Annotated in this window: 16 protein-coding genes; all 16 read right to left on the reverse strand. The window is 36.0% G+C overall.

Annotated features, from left to right (window positions below; genetic code table 11):
- Window positions 1-11 precede the first annotated feature (11 nt).
- Entirely contained in the window at window positions 12-431 is a 420-nt protein-coding gene (locus LBU54_RS07540; RefSeq protein WP_224527947.1) for a CBS domain-containing protein, read from the reverse strand.
- Between the two features lie 99 nt (window positions 432-530).
- Window positions 531-2,867: a GumC family protein gene (locus LBU54_RS07545; RefSeq protein WP_224527949.1), complete on the reverse strand. Its 2,337-nt coding sequence runs from the start codon at window positions 2,865-2,867 to the stop codon at window positions 531-533.
- A gap of 3 nt (window positions 2,868-2,870) precedes the next feature.
- Window positions 2,871-3,632 carry a polysaccharide biosynthesis/export family protein gene (locus LBU54_RS07550; protein ID WP_224527952.1) on the reverse strand — a complete coding sequence of 254 codons (762 nt, stop codon included), beginning with the start codon at window positions 3,630-3,632 and terminating at the stop codon, window positions 2,871-2,873.
- 74 nt (window positions 3,633-3,706) lie between these two features.
- On the reverse strand, window positions 3,707-4,819 hold the full coding sequence (locus LBU54_RS07555) for a glycosyltransferase family 4 protein (RefSeq protein WP_224527955.1): 1,113 nt from the start codon (window positions 4,817-4,819) through the stop codon (window positions 3,707-3,709).
- A 94-nt stretch (window positions 4,820-4,913) separates the two neighbouring features.
- Window positions 4,914-5,684, reverse strand: coding sequence for a glycosyltransferase family 2 protein (locus LBU54_RS07560; protein ID WP_224527957.1), 771 nt, complete (start codon window positions 5,682-5,684; stop codon window positions 4,914-4,916).
- A gap of 38 nt (window positions 5,685-5,722) precedes the next feature.
- Window positions 5,723-6,538 (reverse strand): glycosyltransferase family 2 protein, encoded by an 816-nt coding sequence (locus LBU54_RS07565; protein WP_224527959.1) that lies wholly within the window; start codon window positions 6,536-6,538, stop codon window positions 5,723-5,725.
- Window positions 6,531-7,031: an LbetaH domain-containing protein gene (locus LBU54_RS07570; protein ID WP_224527961.1), complete on the reverse strand. Its 501-nt coding sequence runs from the start codon at window positions 7,029-7,031 to the stop codon at window positions 6,531-6,533. The genes LBU54_RS07565 and LBU54_RS07570 overlap by 8 nt, the downstream gene beginning before the upstream one ends.
- Before the next feature lie 56 nt (window positions 7,032-7,087).
- Window positions 7,088-7,708: a class I SAM-dependent methyltransferase gene (locus tag LBU54_RS07575; protein WP_224527963.1), complete on the reverse strand. Its 621-nt coding sequence runs from the start codon at window positions 7,706-7,708 to the stop codon at window positions 7,088-7,090.
- Window positions 7,709-7,722: 14 nt separating this feature from the next.
- The gene (locus tag LBU54_RS07580; RefSeq protein ID WP_224527964.1) at window positions 7,723-8,868 is read right to left on the reverse strand and encodes a glycosyltransferase; all 1,146 of its coding nucleotides are present in this window, start codon (window positions 8,866-8,868) and stop codon (window positions 7,723-7,725) included.
- Window positions 8,865-9,893, reverse strand: a complete 1,029-nt coding sequence (locus LBU54_RS07585; protein WP_224527966.1) for a glycosyltransferase family 4 protein — start codon at window positions 9,891-9,893, stop codon at window positions 8,865-8,867. Before LBU54_RS07585 ends, LBU54_RS07580 begins: the two co-directional genes overlap by 4 nt.
- A complete protein-coding gene (locus LBU54_RS07590) occupies window positions 9,884-10,996 on the reverse strand; it encodes an O-antigen ligase family protein (RefSeq protein WP_224527967.1) in 1,113 nt (370 codons plus the stop codon). The genes LBU54_RS07585 and LBU54_RS07590 overlap by 10 nt, the downstream gene beginning before the upstream one ends.
- 84 nt (window positions 10,997-11,080) lie before the next feature.
- Window positions 11,081-12,145 (reverse strand): glycosyltransferase family 2 protein, encoded by a 1,065-nt coding sequence (locus tag LBU54_RS07595; protein WP_224527968.1) that lies wholly within the window; start codon window positions 12,143-12,145, stop codon window positions 11,081-11,083.
- On the reverse strand, window positions 12,127-13,044 hold the full coding sequence (locus LBU54_RS07600; protein ID WP_224527971.1) for a polysaccharide pyruvyl transferase family protein: 918 nt from the start codon (window positions 13,042-13,044) through the stop codon (window positions 12,127-12,129). Before LBU54_RS07600 ends, LBU54_RS07595 begins: the two co-directional genes overlap by 19 nt.
- Window positions 13,045-13,078: 34 nt before the next feature.
- On the reverse strand, window positions 13,079-14,383 hold the full coding sequence (locus tag LBU54_RS07605) for an oligosaccharide flippase family protein (RefSeq protein WP_224527974.1): 1,305 nt from the start codon (window positions 14,381-14,383) through the stop codon (window positions 13,079-13,081).
- A gap of 77 nt (window positions 14,384-14,460) precedes the next feature.
- Window positions 14,461-15,420: a GDP-L-fucose synthase family protein gene (locus LBU54_RS07610; protein ID WP_224527977.1), complete on the reverse strand. Its 960-nt coding sequence runs from the start codon at window positions 15,418-15,420 to the stop codon at window positions 14,461-14,463.
- A 9-nt stretch (window positions 15,421-15,429) separates the two neighbouring features.
- The gene (locus LBU54_RS07615) at window positions 15,430-15,666 is read right to left on the reverse strand and encodes a four helix bundle protein (RefSeq protein ID WP_262899735.1); all 237 of its coding nucleotides are present in this window, start codon (window positions 15,664-15,666) and stop codon (window positions 15,430-15,432) included.
- Window positions 15,667-15,722: the final 56 nt, after the last annotated feature.

Here is a 15,722-nt window from a genome sequence, read left to right on the forward strand (position 1 = left end):
CGCTTTTTTATTTATAATTGTTTCAAGAGATAGTTTATTAAATCTGTAGTGGTAACGATACCAACCAAACGTCCGTCATCCACAACTGGCAACGCATGAAATTCATTTTCAGCCAATATTTTGGCAACTTCTTTAATAGTCGCTGTCGATGGTACGGTTACTACATTTTTAACCATCACCTGTTCAATCGTAAACATATTATAAACTAAGGTGTCAACTTCGTCCTCTGTTTCATATACAGCGTCTGCAAAGCTAATTCTTAAAAGGTCCGTGTAGCTGAGCATACCTATAATAACCTCTTCTTGTACTACAGGAATATGTCTAATTTTATTTCGCTTAAAAAGCATCTCAGCTGTTTCCAGATCATCATCTCTATTGAGTGCAATGATATTTCTGGTCATTATCTCGGAAATGGGTGGTACATATCTCATGACTATTGGTTTTATAATTCACTATTAAAAGTACCCTATAAAACCCACAAAATTTATGATAAATATCATGTGCTAAGACAGTTAGATTACAGTATATTATTATGCCTTATTACCATAGCCGTAGTTATAGCCATAATTGTAGCCATAACCATAAGACTTGCTTGCACCAACGCTGTTAACCACGTAAGCCATATTCTTTAACTTGCCGCCCTCGTGCAATTCTTTAGAGAACTCCAATAAACGCTTTTCGGTATAGTTAGCTCTGGCAATATAAATAGTAGCATCTGCCAATGGAGAAATAAGCATGGTGTCCGTAACCAATATGGTAGGCGCTGTATCTACGATAATATAATCATACAGAGCCTTAGCCTCTTCAATAAGCATCTTAAAACGCCCATTAGTAAGTAAATTGGCCGGATTTGGGGGAATACTACCCGATAGGATAATATTGTGGTTAGGATGCTTGTCAAAGCCCTTAATTAAAGAGGTCTTCCAATCGAAATCGCTCTCATGTAAAAAGTTAGACAAACCTGGTTTATGCTTATCCTCTGCAATATGTGCATGGATTTGTGGATTCCTTAAATCGGCACCGATCAATAACACCTTTTTATTAATACTAGACAAAGCTAGGGATAGGTTTAAACTCACTAAGGTTTTCCCCTCTCCCTTTATGGTAGACGTACAAAAAATTACACGCCCTGTTGACTCCTTTTGCACGGGTAATATAAAATCTACATTAGCGCTCAATATCCTAAAGGATTCTGCTAATGGCGAACGATCATTAGGATCTGTAAATACAATGTCATTAGTTTTCTTTAAATCTGGAATCTCAGCAAGTACCGGAATATTTGAGGTTAGGTTTAAAATATCCTCCTTGCTATGCAGTTTGGTATCTAACATAAAGATGATATACAATATGCCAAAAGGCAATAAGAGCCCTGCTAACAGGGCACCTGCATAAATAATACTAGTCTTAGGCGATATAGGCTTAACTCCTGTTAAAGCATTTTCTACCACTTTTATGGAAGGTTCGGTAATGGCCAGATTAATGGCGGCCTCTTCGCGCTTTTGGAGCAAAAGCAAGTACAAGCTTTCTTTTATCTTTTGTTGGCGTTCTATGGCTCGCAGGAGCTTTTCTTTTTCAGGTATACGCGACACCTGTCCTACAAATGCCGAATTACGGCCTTCTAATTGCTTTAAAGAGACCTTTAATTGATTGACATAAGAGGCCAACGACCGTTTTATATTCAATCCCAGATCCGCAATCGTTCCATTGGCCAATTGTACCGCAGGGTTGTTCTCACCAGCGCCACTCGCCAGTTTATCGCGCTCTAAAACCGTCGTATTATAATCATTAATTAAATCATTAATTCCGCCGTTATCCAAACCAATATTAGCAGGTAAGAGGTTTGATGCGGACTCCGAGCTCAGTGCCTCTTCTAGAAGCTCAGCCAAGGCCAACTGGTTTTCTAATTGAAAGACCTCTTCATCAGACTTAGTGCGCTGCTCCAGACCCATTTGCGCATCTGCCACCAAATCCACTAAATTATTGTCTTGTTTAAAATCTTGGCGACTCATCTCTATAGAATCTAGTTCTTGAGCTAAATATAAAAAACGGCCGTCTATAAAGTCTATAGTGCGCTCTGACACCAACTGCCGATCTTGAATGCCATCTTTATTAAAAACCTTAACTAAGGTATTGAGCACAGCCTCCGATAGCTCTTTGCTCTCACCCTTTAATGTCAATTTTAAGAGGTCGCTCTGTTCTCCAATGGCCTCCACCTCTATTTGAGACTTAAGACCTAATGCTGTTTGTTTAATGGTGTTAAAGGCAATAATGTACCTTTTGCCCACAAGGTCTTGTTCTGCCGTTTCTGGGTTATAAAAAATATCAAAAGGTAAGCGATGCGCTTTGGTGTAAGTGCTATACTCTGAAAAACTAAAACTTTGCTCCGTTTTAAGATTGGTAATGACCAAACCTTGAGCTTCAATATCAATTTGATAAGGTCGCGATTCTACAATACTATCGGGTTGTATATGTTGTTCAAATTCAAAGGGTAAGGCATATAGCGGTGAGGTTTGTATAGTGCCTTCCTCATAGAATTTAGTCGTTAAATTGAGTTCATCAACGACCTGCTCTAAAATAATGTAGGAGGTTAATATCTCTATCTCATTCTCCAGGTTGATATTGCTTCGGTTAAATACAAATGCAGAACTTGGGAGTTCCAGGCCTTCCGACTCATCTAAAATTTTAATTTTAGCGGTAGTTTCATAGATTTTTGGCGCATAGCGCAAATAGCTGTAAGCGGCAATAAGCGCCACAACAACAGCGACTATAAACCAGGGCCAATAATTGAGGTAGCGCCGCACCTCTTGTTTAATATCAATGCTATCGTCCTCTATAAAATTGTTCAGGTTAAATTTTGAGTGTTCCATAGCTTATCTCGATAGTAATACGGCCACACTAAGCGCTAATGAGGCTATGGTTAATATAACACCAAAATCACTAATATAGCCTGAGCTGGTGACCTTAGGTTTATTTTGGTTCACTACAATGACATCATTGGGCTTTATAAAATAAAACTCACCATTCATAAACTCAGCTGAGGTCAAGTCTAAATGCGTGACACGGCGATTGCCACCAACTTCACGGGTCAACAACACATCGTCTCGCCTACCATTAATTGTTAAATCGCCTGCATAACCTAAGGCTTGTAATACCGTAATATTTTGCTCGGTAAAATTATAAGTCCCTGGTTTATTTACTTCTCCCAAAATCGTTACTTTGGCATTAAGCAAACGCACATTGACCGTGGGTTGGTTGAGATGCCCTCCAGAGACCAAAAGCTCCTCAATATGTCCCTCCAGTTCCTCGGTAGTTTTATTAGCTGTTGTTATTGTGCCTAAAACGGGAAAACTTATAGTACTTTCAGTAGACACTAAATACCCGTCGAGCTGTAAGATCTGAATATTATTTACGATTTGGCCTTGACTTGAGACTCGATTGTAGGGAAGCGCAGCCTCTGGAAAGGTACTCTCTACCGTAATTTTTAAAATATCATTGGGTTGAATTTTGGAGGACACATAAGTCACCGTTTGTTCGGCCACATCAGCGGCATCCTGCATATAAAAGATATCTTTTTTAGAGGCGCAAGAGTTTATAATTATGGCTACAAGCACCATTAAAAGAAGGTTTTTCATTTAAAACTAATTGTTCAACAAATATAAGAGATATATAAAGATTGACAATTTATCCCTTTCCAAATCTCAATATATCATGCAACTTCTTTATGGCGATTTCTACCTCTATAACGCCCTATCATAAATGGTAAGATATAAGACATACTTCCTACGGCACAAATAATACCAAGCTGGGTGCTTAAAGGTTGACTCTTTAGAGCAAAAGATAGTCCAATGAGTAGCGTATTTATAATAACAAGAATTAAAGACGTCTTTGCATGGGAATAGCCCATATTTAAGAACTGATGGTGAATGTGGTTTTTATCTGCTACAAAGGGGCTTTTCTTATGAATAAAAATTCTAATGATAAAAATGCGTAAGGTATCTAACAAGGGCAGAAAAATAGCTGCTAAGGCTAAGGCAGGAGCCGATCTATAAAATAAAGTGGCTTTCTCTAATTCTGACACCGAAATCAATCTTACAGTAAAAACCGCCATAACCAGACCAATAAGCATAGAGCCTGTATCGCCCATAAACATTTTATTTCTCTTAGATAAATTTTTCCTTAAAAATGGCATCAATGTGCCCACCATGGCCGCTGCAACAACCACCATGGTCATGTCTTTAGACATCAAAAAATAGATACCAAAGGCAACAGAACCAACCAAAGCGAGTCCTCCAGCTAGACCGTCAATACCATCTATTAAATTATAAGCGTTAATAATGAGTAGGTATAAAAACAATGTAAATGCCACTGAAAGCCAATAGGGCATAACATTAATTTCAAATAAACCCGAAAGACCTTTTATACGCATATCTACAAACAGAATAAATAAGCCTGCCGCTAAAACCTGCCCAATAAACTTTTTCCGCGGTGATAATAAATACAAATCATCTTTAAGGCCTAAGAAAAACAAGATGGTCATGCCGCCCAATAATAACAATAACAACGTTGTATCTAAGACAGCACCTATTGTGGTAATAACCAATACTAAACCCAAATATATTCCTACACCTCCTAACTGCGTCACTTTGCCCTTATGGCTGCTACGTTTGTTTTCCCCATCAACTAAATTTCTTGAACTCGCCACATTTATTATTGCAGGATAACTCAATAAAGCCGTAAAAAAGGAAACAAGAAAAGCAATTGTAATAACAAATCCTGGATGAAAGCGAGGGTCAAAAGCTTCCAGAAAATCTTGAATCATAGCAGCGTAATTCTTTTAAGTGAAGATATTAAATTTTTTATGGCAACAAAAATTCACGGACACTAAATAGCAACCTAAAGCTATGATAAACTCATCAAAATTTCTCATCCCGTTTCCAAAATTGAGACAACTTTGAACTGTTTTTTAACAGAAGGGCTCCCAGACCACCCACTTTATTTTTCTTTAGTGCCCTATAGTCTTCTTTTGATTTATTTAAAATACTCTTTAAACTTCGGTTACTAACTCCACCCAGACGCATCAAAGTAATAGTTTTAGGGATATAATGGATACTGAAGGATGACGTTAAAAACAAACGCAGTAGGAAGTCATAATCCGCAGCAATTTTAAATGTAGTGTCAAAACCACCTAACCGTTCATAAACCGAACGACCCAAAAATACAGTGGGATGAGGCGGCATCCATCCTTTTTTTAATAACCCTGACTTAAAAGCCTGGCTCTTCCAAAACCTCACTACTCTTTCAGGATCATTAAACTGCACATATTTTAAATCGCCATAGACACCATCGCAATTTTCAGTTTCAAAAATATTCACCATGTTTTGTAGGATATCGGGCGAAGCCAACAAATCATCAGAATGTACAAAACCAATGACATCACCACTGGCCATATTTATACCTTTGTTAAGCGCATCATAAATACCATCATCTTGCTCTGAATGCCATCGAATTGAACGACTAGGATACTGTGTTATTAAGTGCTTTACTATAACCTCAGTTTCATCTCTACTTTGGCCGTCTACAATAATGGATTCAATATTATCGTGCGTTTGGTTTAGGACAGACCTTAGCGCCTTTTCTATGGTCTTTTCACTATTATACGTTGCTGTTATAATCGATACCTTCATTACATAGTTTTCACAAAATTGAATGGGAGCATCTGTAGCTAATGACCTAACTCTTTAATTTTTGTCTGAATCTGAAAAAAATAATAGGCCTTATATTTAGCCAAATAGTACCCTTGTTTTCCGTCTAAAAAGCCTAACTTTAATATATAGGTCCCTATAAAATAAAACAACGGCAAAACTCCCCATTGCATTAATTTGTATTTCAGTTTTTGTCGTTTCGTTAGACCCTTAAACCCTTTTTTGTTCAATTGTTTAAAACGATTGGCCTCCCAACTAGAATAGGCATTATGGCGTTGTATATAGTGTTCTAGGCCTTTATAGTCTTTGTGTATTATTGGGTTTTTTAACTTACCAACTTTACCATCAATAATAGGATGCTCATGCACTTCCATGTCCAGGTGGCTCCAACTATCTTCTTCAATATACTCATAGGCTCCAGAATTCTTTTTAAACAGGGCGAGCTTACGCATTTTGTCCCCGTATTTAATCTGCTTGCCCATAAAAAAATTATCGTAACATAGCCAAAACCCAGTATAGGATGGTCTGGTTATGGCATTTCTTACTTCTGAAATAAATTCTGGTGTTACATACTCATCTGCATCCAAAAAAAGGATCCAATCATTTTTTAAGGTCACATTTTGTAATACCCAGTTTCGTTTTTTTGGGAATTTCCCATCCCAATTAAAATTGACAAGCTTATAATTGTAGTCTTTCACTATACGTGAGGTGCTATCTGTACTGTTGGAATCTACTACAATTACCTCTGAAAAGGGTTTTAGCTTATCTAAACAAGCAGGCAGGTTTTTGGCCTCATTTTTTACGGGTACAACTACGGTGACAGAAATTCTAACCATTGCTTAGAACGCGCTTTTTAATAATCTTTGCAGGGTTACCTCCAACAATGGTCCAAGGGGCTACGTCCTTAAACACCGCCGCTCTAGCACCTACTACAGCACCTTGCCCAAGCGTAACGCCCATACCAATAAAGGCATTGGCACCTACCCAAACCTGATCGTCAATAATTATGGGTTTATGAATTAAAGGCTGATCAGTTTTAGTTATATCATGCGACGCTGAGCATAAATAGGTCTTTTGAGACACCGTGCTGTGCGCTCCAATAGTAATTTTAGCGACATTATAACAATCTACCTCTGGTGCTAAACATGAGTATTCGGCCATTTCTAGGTTCCAAGGCATATAGATACGCACCGAGGAATACACATGGGCAGTTTTATGAATTTTGGCGCCAAACAGGCGAAGCAAAAACCGTTTCCAACCCTTACCTAAGCTTCGTGGCAGTGGTCGGGCCAATAGTGTCCATACTAGTGTCCAAAGCAAGCGTGCCATCTGGTTACGACGGCTTAACGTATTTTGATATGTAGATAAATCAACTTGATTCACGCTTAAATTTCAGCTTTTATTATCATGGATTTCCAAAGGTATGGCAAACGGCCGCAGCCTTTAAATGCTAGTGACTTAAAATCGTATTCACGCAATAGAACCCCTAATGTTTTATATGACCAAAATTTAATATGGCCTCCATCCCAAAGCACTGTGAAATGAGAATCCCACGCATTAAAAATGGAAAGAGCTAAATTCTTTAAAAACCCATGATAGGGTGTAGAGATAATTAATGCGCCACCGCCAGATTGTATAAGGATATCACTACAGAATTGGATATACTTTCTAGGACTATATAAATGTTCTATGACTTCTGTAGAAATTATGGTTTTAAAGGGAATCTCTTGTAATGGCTCTGGTAAAGCATCTGTTGATACGTCATGTATAAAAAAACGTTCAGGGTGTTTTGTCTTGGCTAATGCTATACCCGTTTCTGAAGCATCGATGCCGTATACATCAAAACCTTGATCCAAAAGATAATTGGCTATAGCGCCATTGCCACAGCCTAAATCCAAAATGGGCGAACCGTCATTTGGCAACATGTCAATTAGAGCAGGAATTAGATAGCTATGGGCGTGAGAGAAGCCATCATTTCGCCAATTGTAATCTTTATATTCTGACATATTTCTATTTAATTTTAGGGTTTAAATGTAACGAATTCTGGTGGTTCAGTATCATTTAAAATCCATTGATATAATTGTAGCATTTGTTCAGCGACGGCTTCCATGCTATACTTTTGTTCCACCAATTGCCTACCCCTTAAACCCATTTGGTGGAGGGTAGCATTAGGCAATTGCAAGGCAGACTGCAAGGTTTGCTTCAGGGGCTCAACACCTATGGGAATCCACCAGCCACAGTCATTTTCTTTCAAATCGGCCCAAGGTGTGCCCTGTGTGGTGATAACTGGTGTGCCACAAGCTAAGGCCTCGGCCACCACAATTCCAAAATTTTCACTGTAAGTAGGCAACACAAACAAACTAGCCTCTTGATAGGCTTTGACTTTATCAGCTCCAAACAAAGACTCCTTTATTTTTACTGTCTCGGACAGACCTTTGGCGTTAATAATTTGTTTTAACTGCTCTATATACTTTGGCTCGCCATTACCTACAATATTAACAGACCAACCTACCCTTATAGCACTATCTAATTGAGCCCAACCCTCAATGAGCATTTCAAGGCCTTTTTTGGGATGGATACGGGACAGGAATAACAGGGTTTTGGTTTGGGACGGTTTTGTTTTGAGGAGCAACTCTTTTAAAGGTACTCCGTTAGGGATAACCGCTATTGGGTTGGTAAAACCCAAGTCACGAATATGCTGGGCTTCCATTTTAGCCGTTGCGTGTATACACGAGGCTTTATTGAGATCCTTGTACTGGTAAAGTTTTAAGGCCAATTGCTTTTTAAACCTACCTTGTTGTAGCGACCAGGGTTCCAGCATACCTCTTGGTGTTATGATGTATGGAATATGGTGGTTTCTGGCGTAAATTGCCATTTGATGTACTGGCATTTCCCATATGCCATGACCATGAAAAATATTAGCATCACTTTGTATTAGGGCCTGATGTAGTGTTTTAGAATAGCCTATAAGGTTGGCGCGGTTAAAAACTAGTTTTGCCTTAGGATTATTAAACTTTGTTATAATAGGAGCAGGGCTTGATAAGGTAAGTAAGCTAACGGTACTAACCTCCTTTTTACGCACAATACCTCGCACCAATTGTGTGGCACTGCGTGCTGGACCGCCTGTTGTCTCATCGATGGATGCTATTGTATGTACTATTCTCATTTAATAACACTCAATAATTGTGCTGCACCTAGCTCGGGTGTAATGGAGCTTGAAAGCTTTCGACTGTTTTTAGAAAATTCTAAAAGTTGCTCTGTAGTTAGTGCCATGATGTTTTCCATCGCAGTTTTAATGTCTTCTACAGATGGCTGAACTTTATACCCATTGTAGCCAGTTATAATAAAATGTGGTGCTGCACCACATACATTAGTTGCAATTATTGGCAAACCAGCAACTGCAGCTTCATGAATAACTAAAGCCCAAGGCTCATATATTGAAGGTAAAATAAAACAACCGGCTTGCTCGAACTCTTCCCTAATCTCTTTTTGCGTCATGTAATTCTTTAAGATAACATCCTCTAAATTATAGATTTTATTTTTTTGCGGTCCGTCGCCTACCAAGGTAAGCGTCCAACCTTTCTTATCGGAGATTTGATTCCAAGCTTTTATTAAAAGATTTAAACCTTTTACTGGCACAAAGCGCCCAATAAACAAAAAGTTTTTAGGATAAGTTTTCCTCTTTGTCTTAATTGAGACTTCGCTAAACAATTGTACATCACAACTTAAAGCGTTTGTTATAATTTTCGGTTTGGCAAAACCTAATTTTCTAGCATATTCATATTGGTAAATTCCTGCCGCCCAAATATGTGAAAATGCTTTTTTTAGGTGCCAGGGACTAATCAAACAATTTATTTTTTGTTTAATAGTCCCTTGCCATTGTGTGTCTGAATATGATACAATTGGTATATTAAGCTTTTTACGAACCTTTTTTGCAACCCACACAAAATCACTTACTGCCCAACCGGCTACAACAATCAGTTCAGGGTTTATTTTCATTAATTTCTTTAAAAATTGTTGCCGAGATAAATCTTTAAGCCTATAAGTTTTTAAATTTTTCAGACGATAAGGTGTTGTATGTGGTTCTTTATAACTAAAAGAATGTACAGTTACTCCTTCAGTAGTTAAAATTTCCTTTATGGATATCAATTGATGGGGCATGTAATTTATGACTAGAAAGACTACGTCCATTGAACTACCGCTATTTTAGAGGTTAATTTTTTAGAATAAAATTCAATATTACCTAGCAATAACCAAAAAATTAAGAACATTCCTGAACCAGCAGAAAGGACATAGCCTTCTGCTGCCATATGGATTATAAAAAAGAAGAGCATAGCACCTAAAAATGCTGAGTCTTTATGCATTAATTTATCTCTATATAAAAATTTAGTATATCTAAAAATGAGAAATGCTAAAAGTAAAAAACCTAATAACCCAATCATAGATAGCAATGCCAACCAAGAAGAGCCAGGCTCTATTTGGCCTCCTGATTTATCAAATTTAGGTGTGAGCGAAGTATCAACTGATGCGAAACCAATACCATATACTGGAGATTTTTTAAACTCTGAAATTCTGGCAGACCAAAGTTCATCCCTTGTTACTAAGACGTCTCCTTGTTTCTCTGCATAAGCCATTTTACCCATGATTCTTTGAGTGTAACCTTCCCAAAGCGGTAAACTCATAATACCAATTGAGGTTAACAATAGAATCACACGAACGTAACGAGCTAGTTTACCCATATAAACTTTGTAATAATAAAATAATCCCCCAACAAGTCCAGCCAATAGAGCTGATCGGGAACCAGCAGCTACACAAATAACAAAAGATATAGCGCCTATTGAAAGAAAAATGAAACGGTTTTTCTTTTTATCTGCTGTATTTGCCCAATGAACGCATGCCAACAAGGAAATAGCAGCCATGGGGCCTAACATCATAGAATGATTAAATAAACCTACAAAACCACCACGACCAATCATTATAGGCAGACCCGCTGTAATACCAAAAAAGGAAATTGTCACCATAGCCACAGTCAAAACTGTTATTAGTTTAAGCAGATAGAATCTAAATTGTTGCAAAGCAGAACTCCTTATTAAAGGCCCGACTAAACCCATAACAATAATAAATGCCGCAAAGCGCTCATAAGGTTTGAAAAAAGTTGGAATTTCATTGAAAACAATACTTAATAAACAAGATAATACTAGTAAAATCATAAGTTTATTTACTCTATAATTCAGATTCTGTAGAAGGAGAATAACTAAAACAAAAAAAAGTGTTAAATAATAGGCAATACCCAAATTAAGTTTAAGAAACGAAACCTGTGCTAGTAGTAGTATAGCGGTTATTAATGCTAGTATCTTATTAAGATTTTTCAAGAAGTATTAATTGTTTAAAACGAATCTGAATTTTAAATATACTATCTCAAATTTATTTCGTAGATAAAATAATAGTCTAAAGAAACTATCCGTTATAAGTGCATTAGTATTAATAATTAAAAATTTAGAAAGGCGATTATTAAACCCCTTCAATTTAATTCTTTTTAATTTTTGATCCAATTCATGGTTGTTTTTAAAAATTTCGTTTCCAATTAGGGATATCCTTTGTTTAGCATCCAAAGGGGAATTTCTTTTATAAAGATTTAATATGAACCCTATATATGTACTGATATAAAAACAATCTAAAAAAAGTATATGCTCATCTCTATTCATTGAAAAATGATTAAAAAATTCATTGTATGCCTTCAATTGTACTTTTCTAGAATATAAATAATTAGAATTATAACATGAAGTTAAAGTGGAATTTTCTCTTTTCATATAATGGTATAAGGCAGAATTCGTAATTGCAACGAGTGAAGAGTGTTTAAACGCTTGTAAATTGAAAACTAAATCTTCTCCGACAGACAAATCATTGTTAAATTTAATTTTATTTTTTTTTATTAGTGCGTTTTTATAAAGCCGAGTAACCGGGTAATTAGAAAGTTTTCTTTTATGAAGTTCCCAAAAAAAATCACCTATTTGTTCTTTTTTTTCGCAATATTTATTTTCGGGGTATTTAAGTTTAACAAATTTTTTCTCTTTAACATAATCTACATTAATGCCTGAACTAACAATATCCGCATCATACCGTGTTGCAGCTAAATACATTTCTTTTAAGAAATCTGACTCAACCCAATCATCAGAATCAATAAAGGAAATATAATCACCTTGTGCATAATACAATCCTAGATTACGTGCTGAGCTGGGTCCTTCATTTAATTTATGAAATACCTTAATACGGTTATCCTTTTTGGCAAGCTCCTGCAATATATAGCCGCTATCATCAGTACTACCATCATTAACTAATAGTATTTCAATATTTGAGATACTCTGGTTAGTAATGCTATTAACGCATTGCTCAATATATTCTTCAGCATTATAAATTGGAATAATTACTGTAACTTCTGGCATTTATATTTTTCTAAAACCTTAAATGGAGCTACTAATAAAAGACTTTTTTGAAGAACTGCTATGTCACAATTAATTTTGGAAAGTGAGGTATGTTGTTCAAAAATTTCTTTAATATCCTTTACCGACAAATTCACAATATCATAATCAATTGCTTTATACTCAGGTATATTTACAGATGAAAAATAGTCAGCAAATTTAATATTATCACCAAATAAAGGCCTTTGCTTAAAGTCAAACCATAAGCTAGGTATTCCGTAAACGTGCGAAACAATCAAACCGTGTAGTGAAGTAGTAATGGTAATTTCACATGAATTGATTTGACAAATAACATCCTCAATATTCTCTGTTAAATTAATTATTTTAATTTTATCACTTTTAATTATTTCAAAAACTTCTTGAAAATGAATATGATGTGGGATAATCCCTAACTTATATTTTTTTTTTGATTCATGTAGATTGTAAACTAAAGGTAGAAGTATCGCTGGATCACCTATAACTTTTGGTGGTTTAAAACCAAGCTCTAATAATCTTTGTTGTGTATATTTTCCTCTTACCGCAATAAATTGAGCATTATGTATTTTTTCATCTTTTTTAATAATTCCACTACCCCAGATTTTTGCTTTTTTATTTTTTGGTACACCAATTACACTTCCAACAGCGACCACAATATTATTGATAAAAAATTGATGAATTAATTTTTTGTAATCCTTGAAATTAACAACACCATGATAAATATAACTTAATGATTTGTAGATGTAATGAATACCTCTTGATGGGATTATTATATGTCTAACTTTTGCGTCACTAAGCTTTTTAACTAAGTAATAGTTTAATTCATCACCGAAATTACCATTTCCTTCTTTTAACTTGTACCAATATAAGTTTACAACCTCTTTCATTTTAACATATCTTATAGCTGTTTTCGTTAATTTTTTAGTGAACTTTTAACTTATATATTAAGCTCAAAATGAAAAAAAAGAAAGCCGTTATGATTAAATTGCTTATGACCAAAATGTATGACCCAGTTTTTAAATCTTGAAATTCCAAAAATAAAAGATAAAATAATAAGATAATGGAAATATTTCTAAATAGAATTATTATAAACATTAACCAGTTTTTTCCTTTAGACATAAAAGCTTGCGCATATACATTACTCATACTTGAAAATATAGCAGTAAATACCGCAATAGAAATAATATCTGCCAATCCAACAAATGAATCCCCATAAAAATTAGCAATAAAATCTGATAAAAAATACACAATTAAAAAAGGGATAAATGTCATTAGAAAATTTATAATTAGTGTCAATTTAAGCACTCTATCATGGCGTTTGGGGATGTTTGTTACTTCTGACAGATGTGATAATATAACGTTCCTCAATATTCCGGGGACAAATAATATGATGGTGTTCCATTGCATTGCTGCAGCATATAAACCCAGTTCGCCAAAACTCGCAAGCTTTATTAAAATAAGACTTATTAGCCAAGACGTTAATGAATATAAGGCTTCCTGCAATGCTACAGGAAGTGAAAACTTAAGAATGTCCTTGAGTAAAGGTTTATCTATTTCAACAGAGTCGCTTCGTTGGGGTAAATTACTCTTAACCAACCTATAGTTTAACCAACAATTAACTATTTGCGATATCAGCAGTGCTACTAAAGCTCCATTTAATCCAAAATAATATGTTAAGCTTAAACTAAAAATAAAGGTAATTATACCAACTATAGTATTAATCCGTGACATACCTTTGAAATCACCAAAACCGGCTAAAACACCTATTTGAGTTGTAGTTACCGCATTAAACACAATCCAAAGTGCAACCAAACGCAAAGGATTGGCTAAGTGCGATGATTCTAAAACAATTTCCGAAAAATAATTCGCAGATATTAAAAGGGCAGCCGCCATGGTTCCACTTACGAACAGTGTAATATTCCGTGAGTACTTTAATATTACTCTTAAAAAAGCAGGATTACTATTTTTATATTCAGCAACATATTTTGTTGCGGTATAGCCTAGACCAAAAGTGGAAAAAACAGCTATTGACATTAACGTGTTACGTATTATTCCATACTCACCAAAAGTGTCCTTCCCTAAAAAGCGAGCAACAATGATTCCAGCGACAAGTGCCAATCCTTTGGCTATAATATTACCAAATAAGGCCCAAAAAGAATCGTTTATTAAACGGCTATTTAATGCACGTGATTTTAATTCTGAAATATTTATAATTGGAAAATTCAATACTTTTAATGTAATTGTTTTTTATTATTTAGGATTAAAGGCCAATACAATAAAGTATAGGTTCATTGCGTAAATAACTAATCTTTGTATTCCAAATACCACTTATAGGTCTGTCGGATACCCTCCTCCAAGGAATTAAGAGGTTCCCACCCCAACGCCTGCATCTTACTACTATCCATCAACTTCCGTGGTGTTCCGTCGGGCTTGGAACTGTCCCAGATAATTTCGCCCCTATGCCCTACAATGGCCTGTATGGTTTCTGCCAAGGCCTTTATAGTCACATCGCTCCCAGTGCCAACATTGTACAAATACTCCGGCAATACATGTTCTACGGCAAATACTACCGCTTGGGCCAGATCATCTACATGCAAAAACTCGCGCATCGGAGTCCCAGAGCCCCAGAGGGTTACTGGCGCATGGTTATTTTCTTTGGCTTCGTGAAACTTGCGAATCATGGCTGGCAGTACGTGGCTACTTTGTAAATCGAAATTATCGTTAGGGCCGTATAAATTGGTAGGCATCAAACTCACAAAATCCTTACCATATTGTTTCCGTATGGCCTCACAGGCTTTAACTCCCGCAATCTTCGCTATGGCATACCATTGATTCGTAGGCTCTAAACTGCCCGTTAAGAGGTATTCTTCTTTTAAAGGCTGCGACGCCAGTTTAGGGTAAATACAAGAGCTTCCTAAAAAAATGAACTTGGCTACATCATATTTGTGTGCCGCATCAATTAAGTTATTCTGTATTTGCAGGTTTTCCATTAAAAATGGATAGGGATTTTGATCATTAGCTAAGATTCCTCCTACTTTTGCGGCTGCATCAATGATAATATCTGGTCGATATGAACTGATAAAATCCATAACGAGTCTTTGATCTCTCAAATCGAGCTGCCGACTGGTTTTACCGATAAGATTTGTGTAGCCCTCTGCTTCTAGTGACCTCCAAACCGCAGAACCAACCATACCCATATGGCCAGCGATGTAAATTCGTGAATCGTAATTTGTTGTAAGTGATTCGATTTGTTCGTTATTCATTTATATTTCCTATTTGGACTTCACATATCTTATGAGTCCATATATAAGCTTAGTCAAACTTTCAACTTTAGCATTCATTTCATTTAAATTATCAATATATCCTAACCTTTCTGCCAAAATCAATTGTGTTTCAACTTCAGATAAAGATGCTAAAGCAATATATAAAAATTGAATAAACTCCTTATTTCCTTGTCTTCCTGCACCTTCGGCTATATTGCTTGGTATAGATATCGCAGCACGTCTCATTTGTGATATTAAACCATATAGTTCTTCTTTAGGAAAATTTGTGTAAGGTGGTAGAT

It is taken from the genome of Winogradskyella alexanderae (genome assembly GCF_020166335.1).
In the GTDB taxonomy this organism is placed as follows: Bacteria; Bacteroidota; Bacteroidia; order Flavobacteriales; family Flavobacteriaceae; genus Winogradskyella; species Winogradskyella alexanderae.

Bases quoted from the DNA above. Each gene is read 5' to 3' on its own strand.
- LBU54_RS07540 (WP_224527947.1), bottom strand. From the start codon at position 431: ATGAGATATGTACCACCCATTTCCGAGATAATGACCAGAAATATCATT.
- LBU54_RS07545 (WP_224527949.1), bottom strand. From the start codon at position 2,867: ATGGAACACTCAAAATTTAACCTGAACAATTTTATAGAGGACGATAGC.
- LBU54_RS07550 (WP_224527952.1), bottom strand. From the start codon at position 3,632: ATGAAAAACCTTCTTTTAATGGTGCTTGTAGCCATAATTATAAACTCT.
- LBU54_RS07555 (WP_224527955.1), bottom strand. From the start codon at position 4,819: ATGATTCAAGATTTTCTGGAAGCTTTTGACCCTCGCTTTCATCCAGGA.
- LBU54_RS07560 (WP_224527957.1), bottom strand. From the start codon at position 5,684: ATGAAGGTATCGATTATAACAGCAACGTATAATAGTGAAAAGACCATA.
- LBU54_RS07565 (WP_224527959.1), bottom strand. From the start codon at position 6,538: ATGGTTAGAATTTCTGTCACCGTAGTTGTACCCGTAAAAAATGAGGCC.
- LBU54_RS07570 (WP_224527961.1), bottom strand. From the start codon at position 7,031: ATGGCACGCTTGCTTTGGACACTAGTATGGACACTATTGGCCCGACCA.
- LBU54_RS07575 (WP_224527963.1), bottom strand. From the start codon at position 7,708: ATGTCAGAATATAAAGATTACAATTGGCGAAATGATGGCTTCTCTCAC.
- LBU54_RS07580 (WP_224527964.1), bottom strand. From the start codon at position 8,868: ATGAGAATAGTACATACAATAGCATCCATCGATGAGACAACAGGCGGT.
- LBU54_RS07585 (WP_224527966.1), bottom strand. From the start codon at position 9,893: ATGGACGTAGTCTTTCTAGTCATAAATTACATGCCCCATCAATTGATA.
- LBU54_RS07595 (WP_224527968.1), bottom strand. From the start codon at position 12,145: ATGCCAGAAGTTACAGTAATTATTCCAATTTATAATGCTGAAGAATAT.
- LBU54_RS07600 (WP_224527971.1), bottom strand. From the start codon at position 13,044: ATGAAAGAGGTTGTAAACTTATATTGGTACAAGTTAAAAGAAGGAAAT.
- LBU54_RS07610 (WP_224527977.1), bottom strand. From the start codon at position 15,420: ATGAATAACGAACAAATCGAATCACTTACAACAAATTACGATTCACGA.
- LBU54_RS07615 (WP_262899735.1), bottom strand. From the start codon at position 15,666: ATGAGACGTGCTGCGATATCTATACCAAGCAATATAGCCGAAGGTGCA.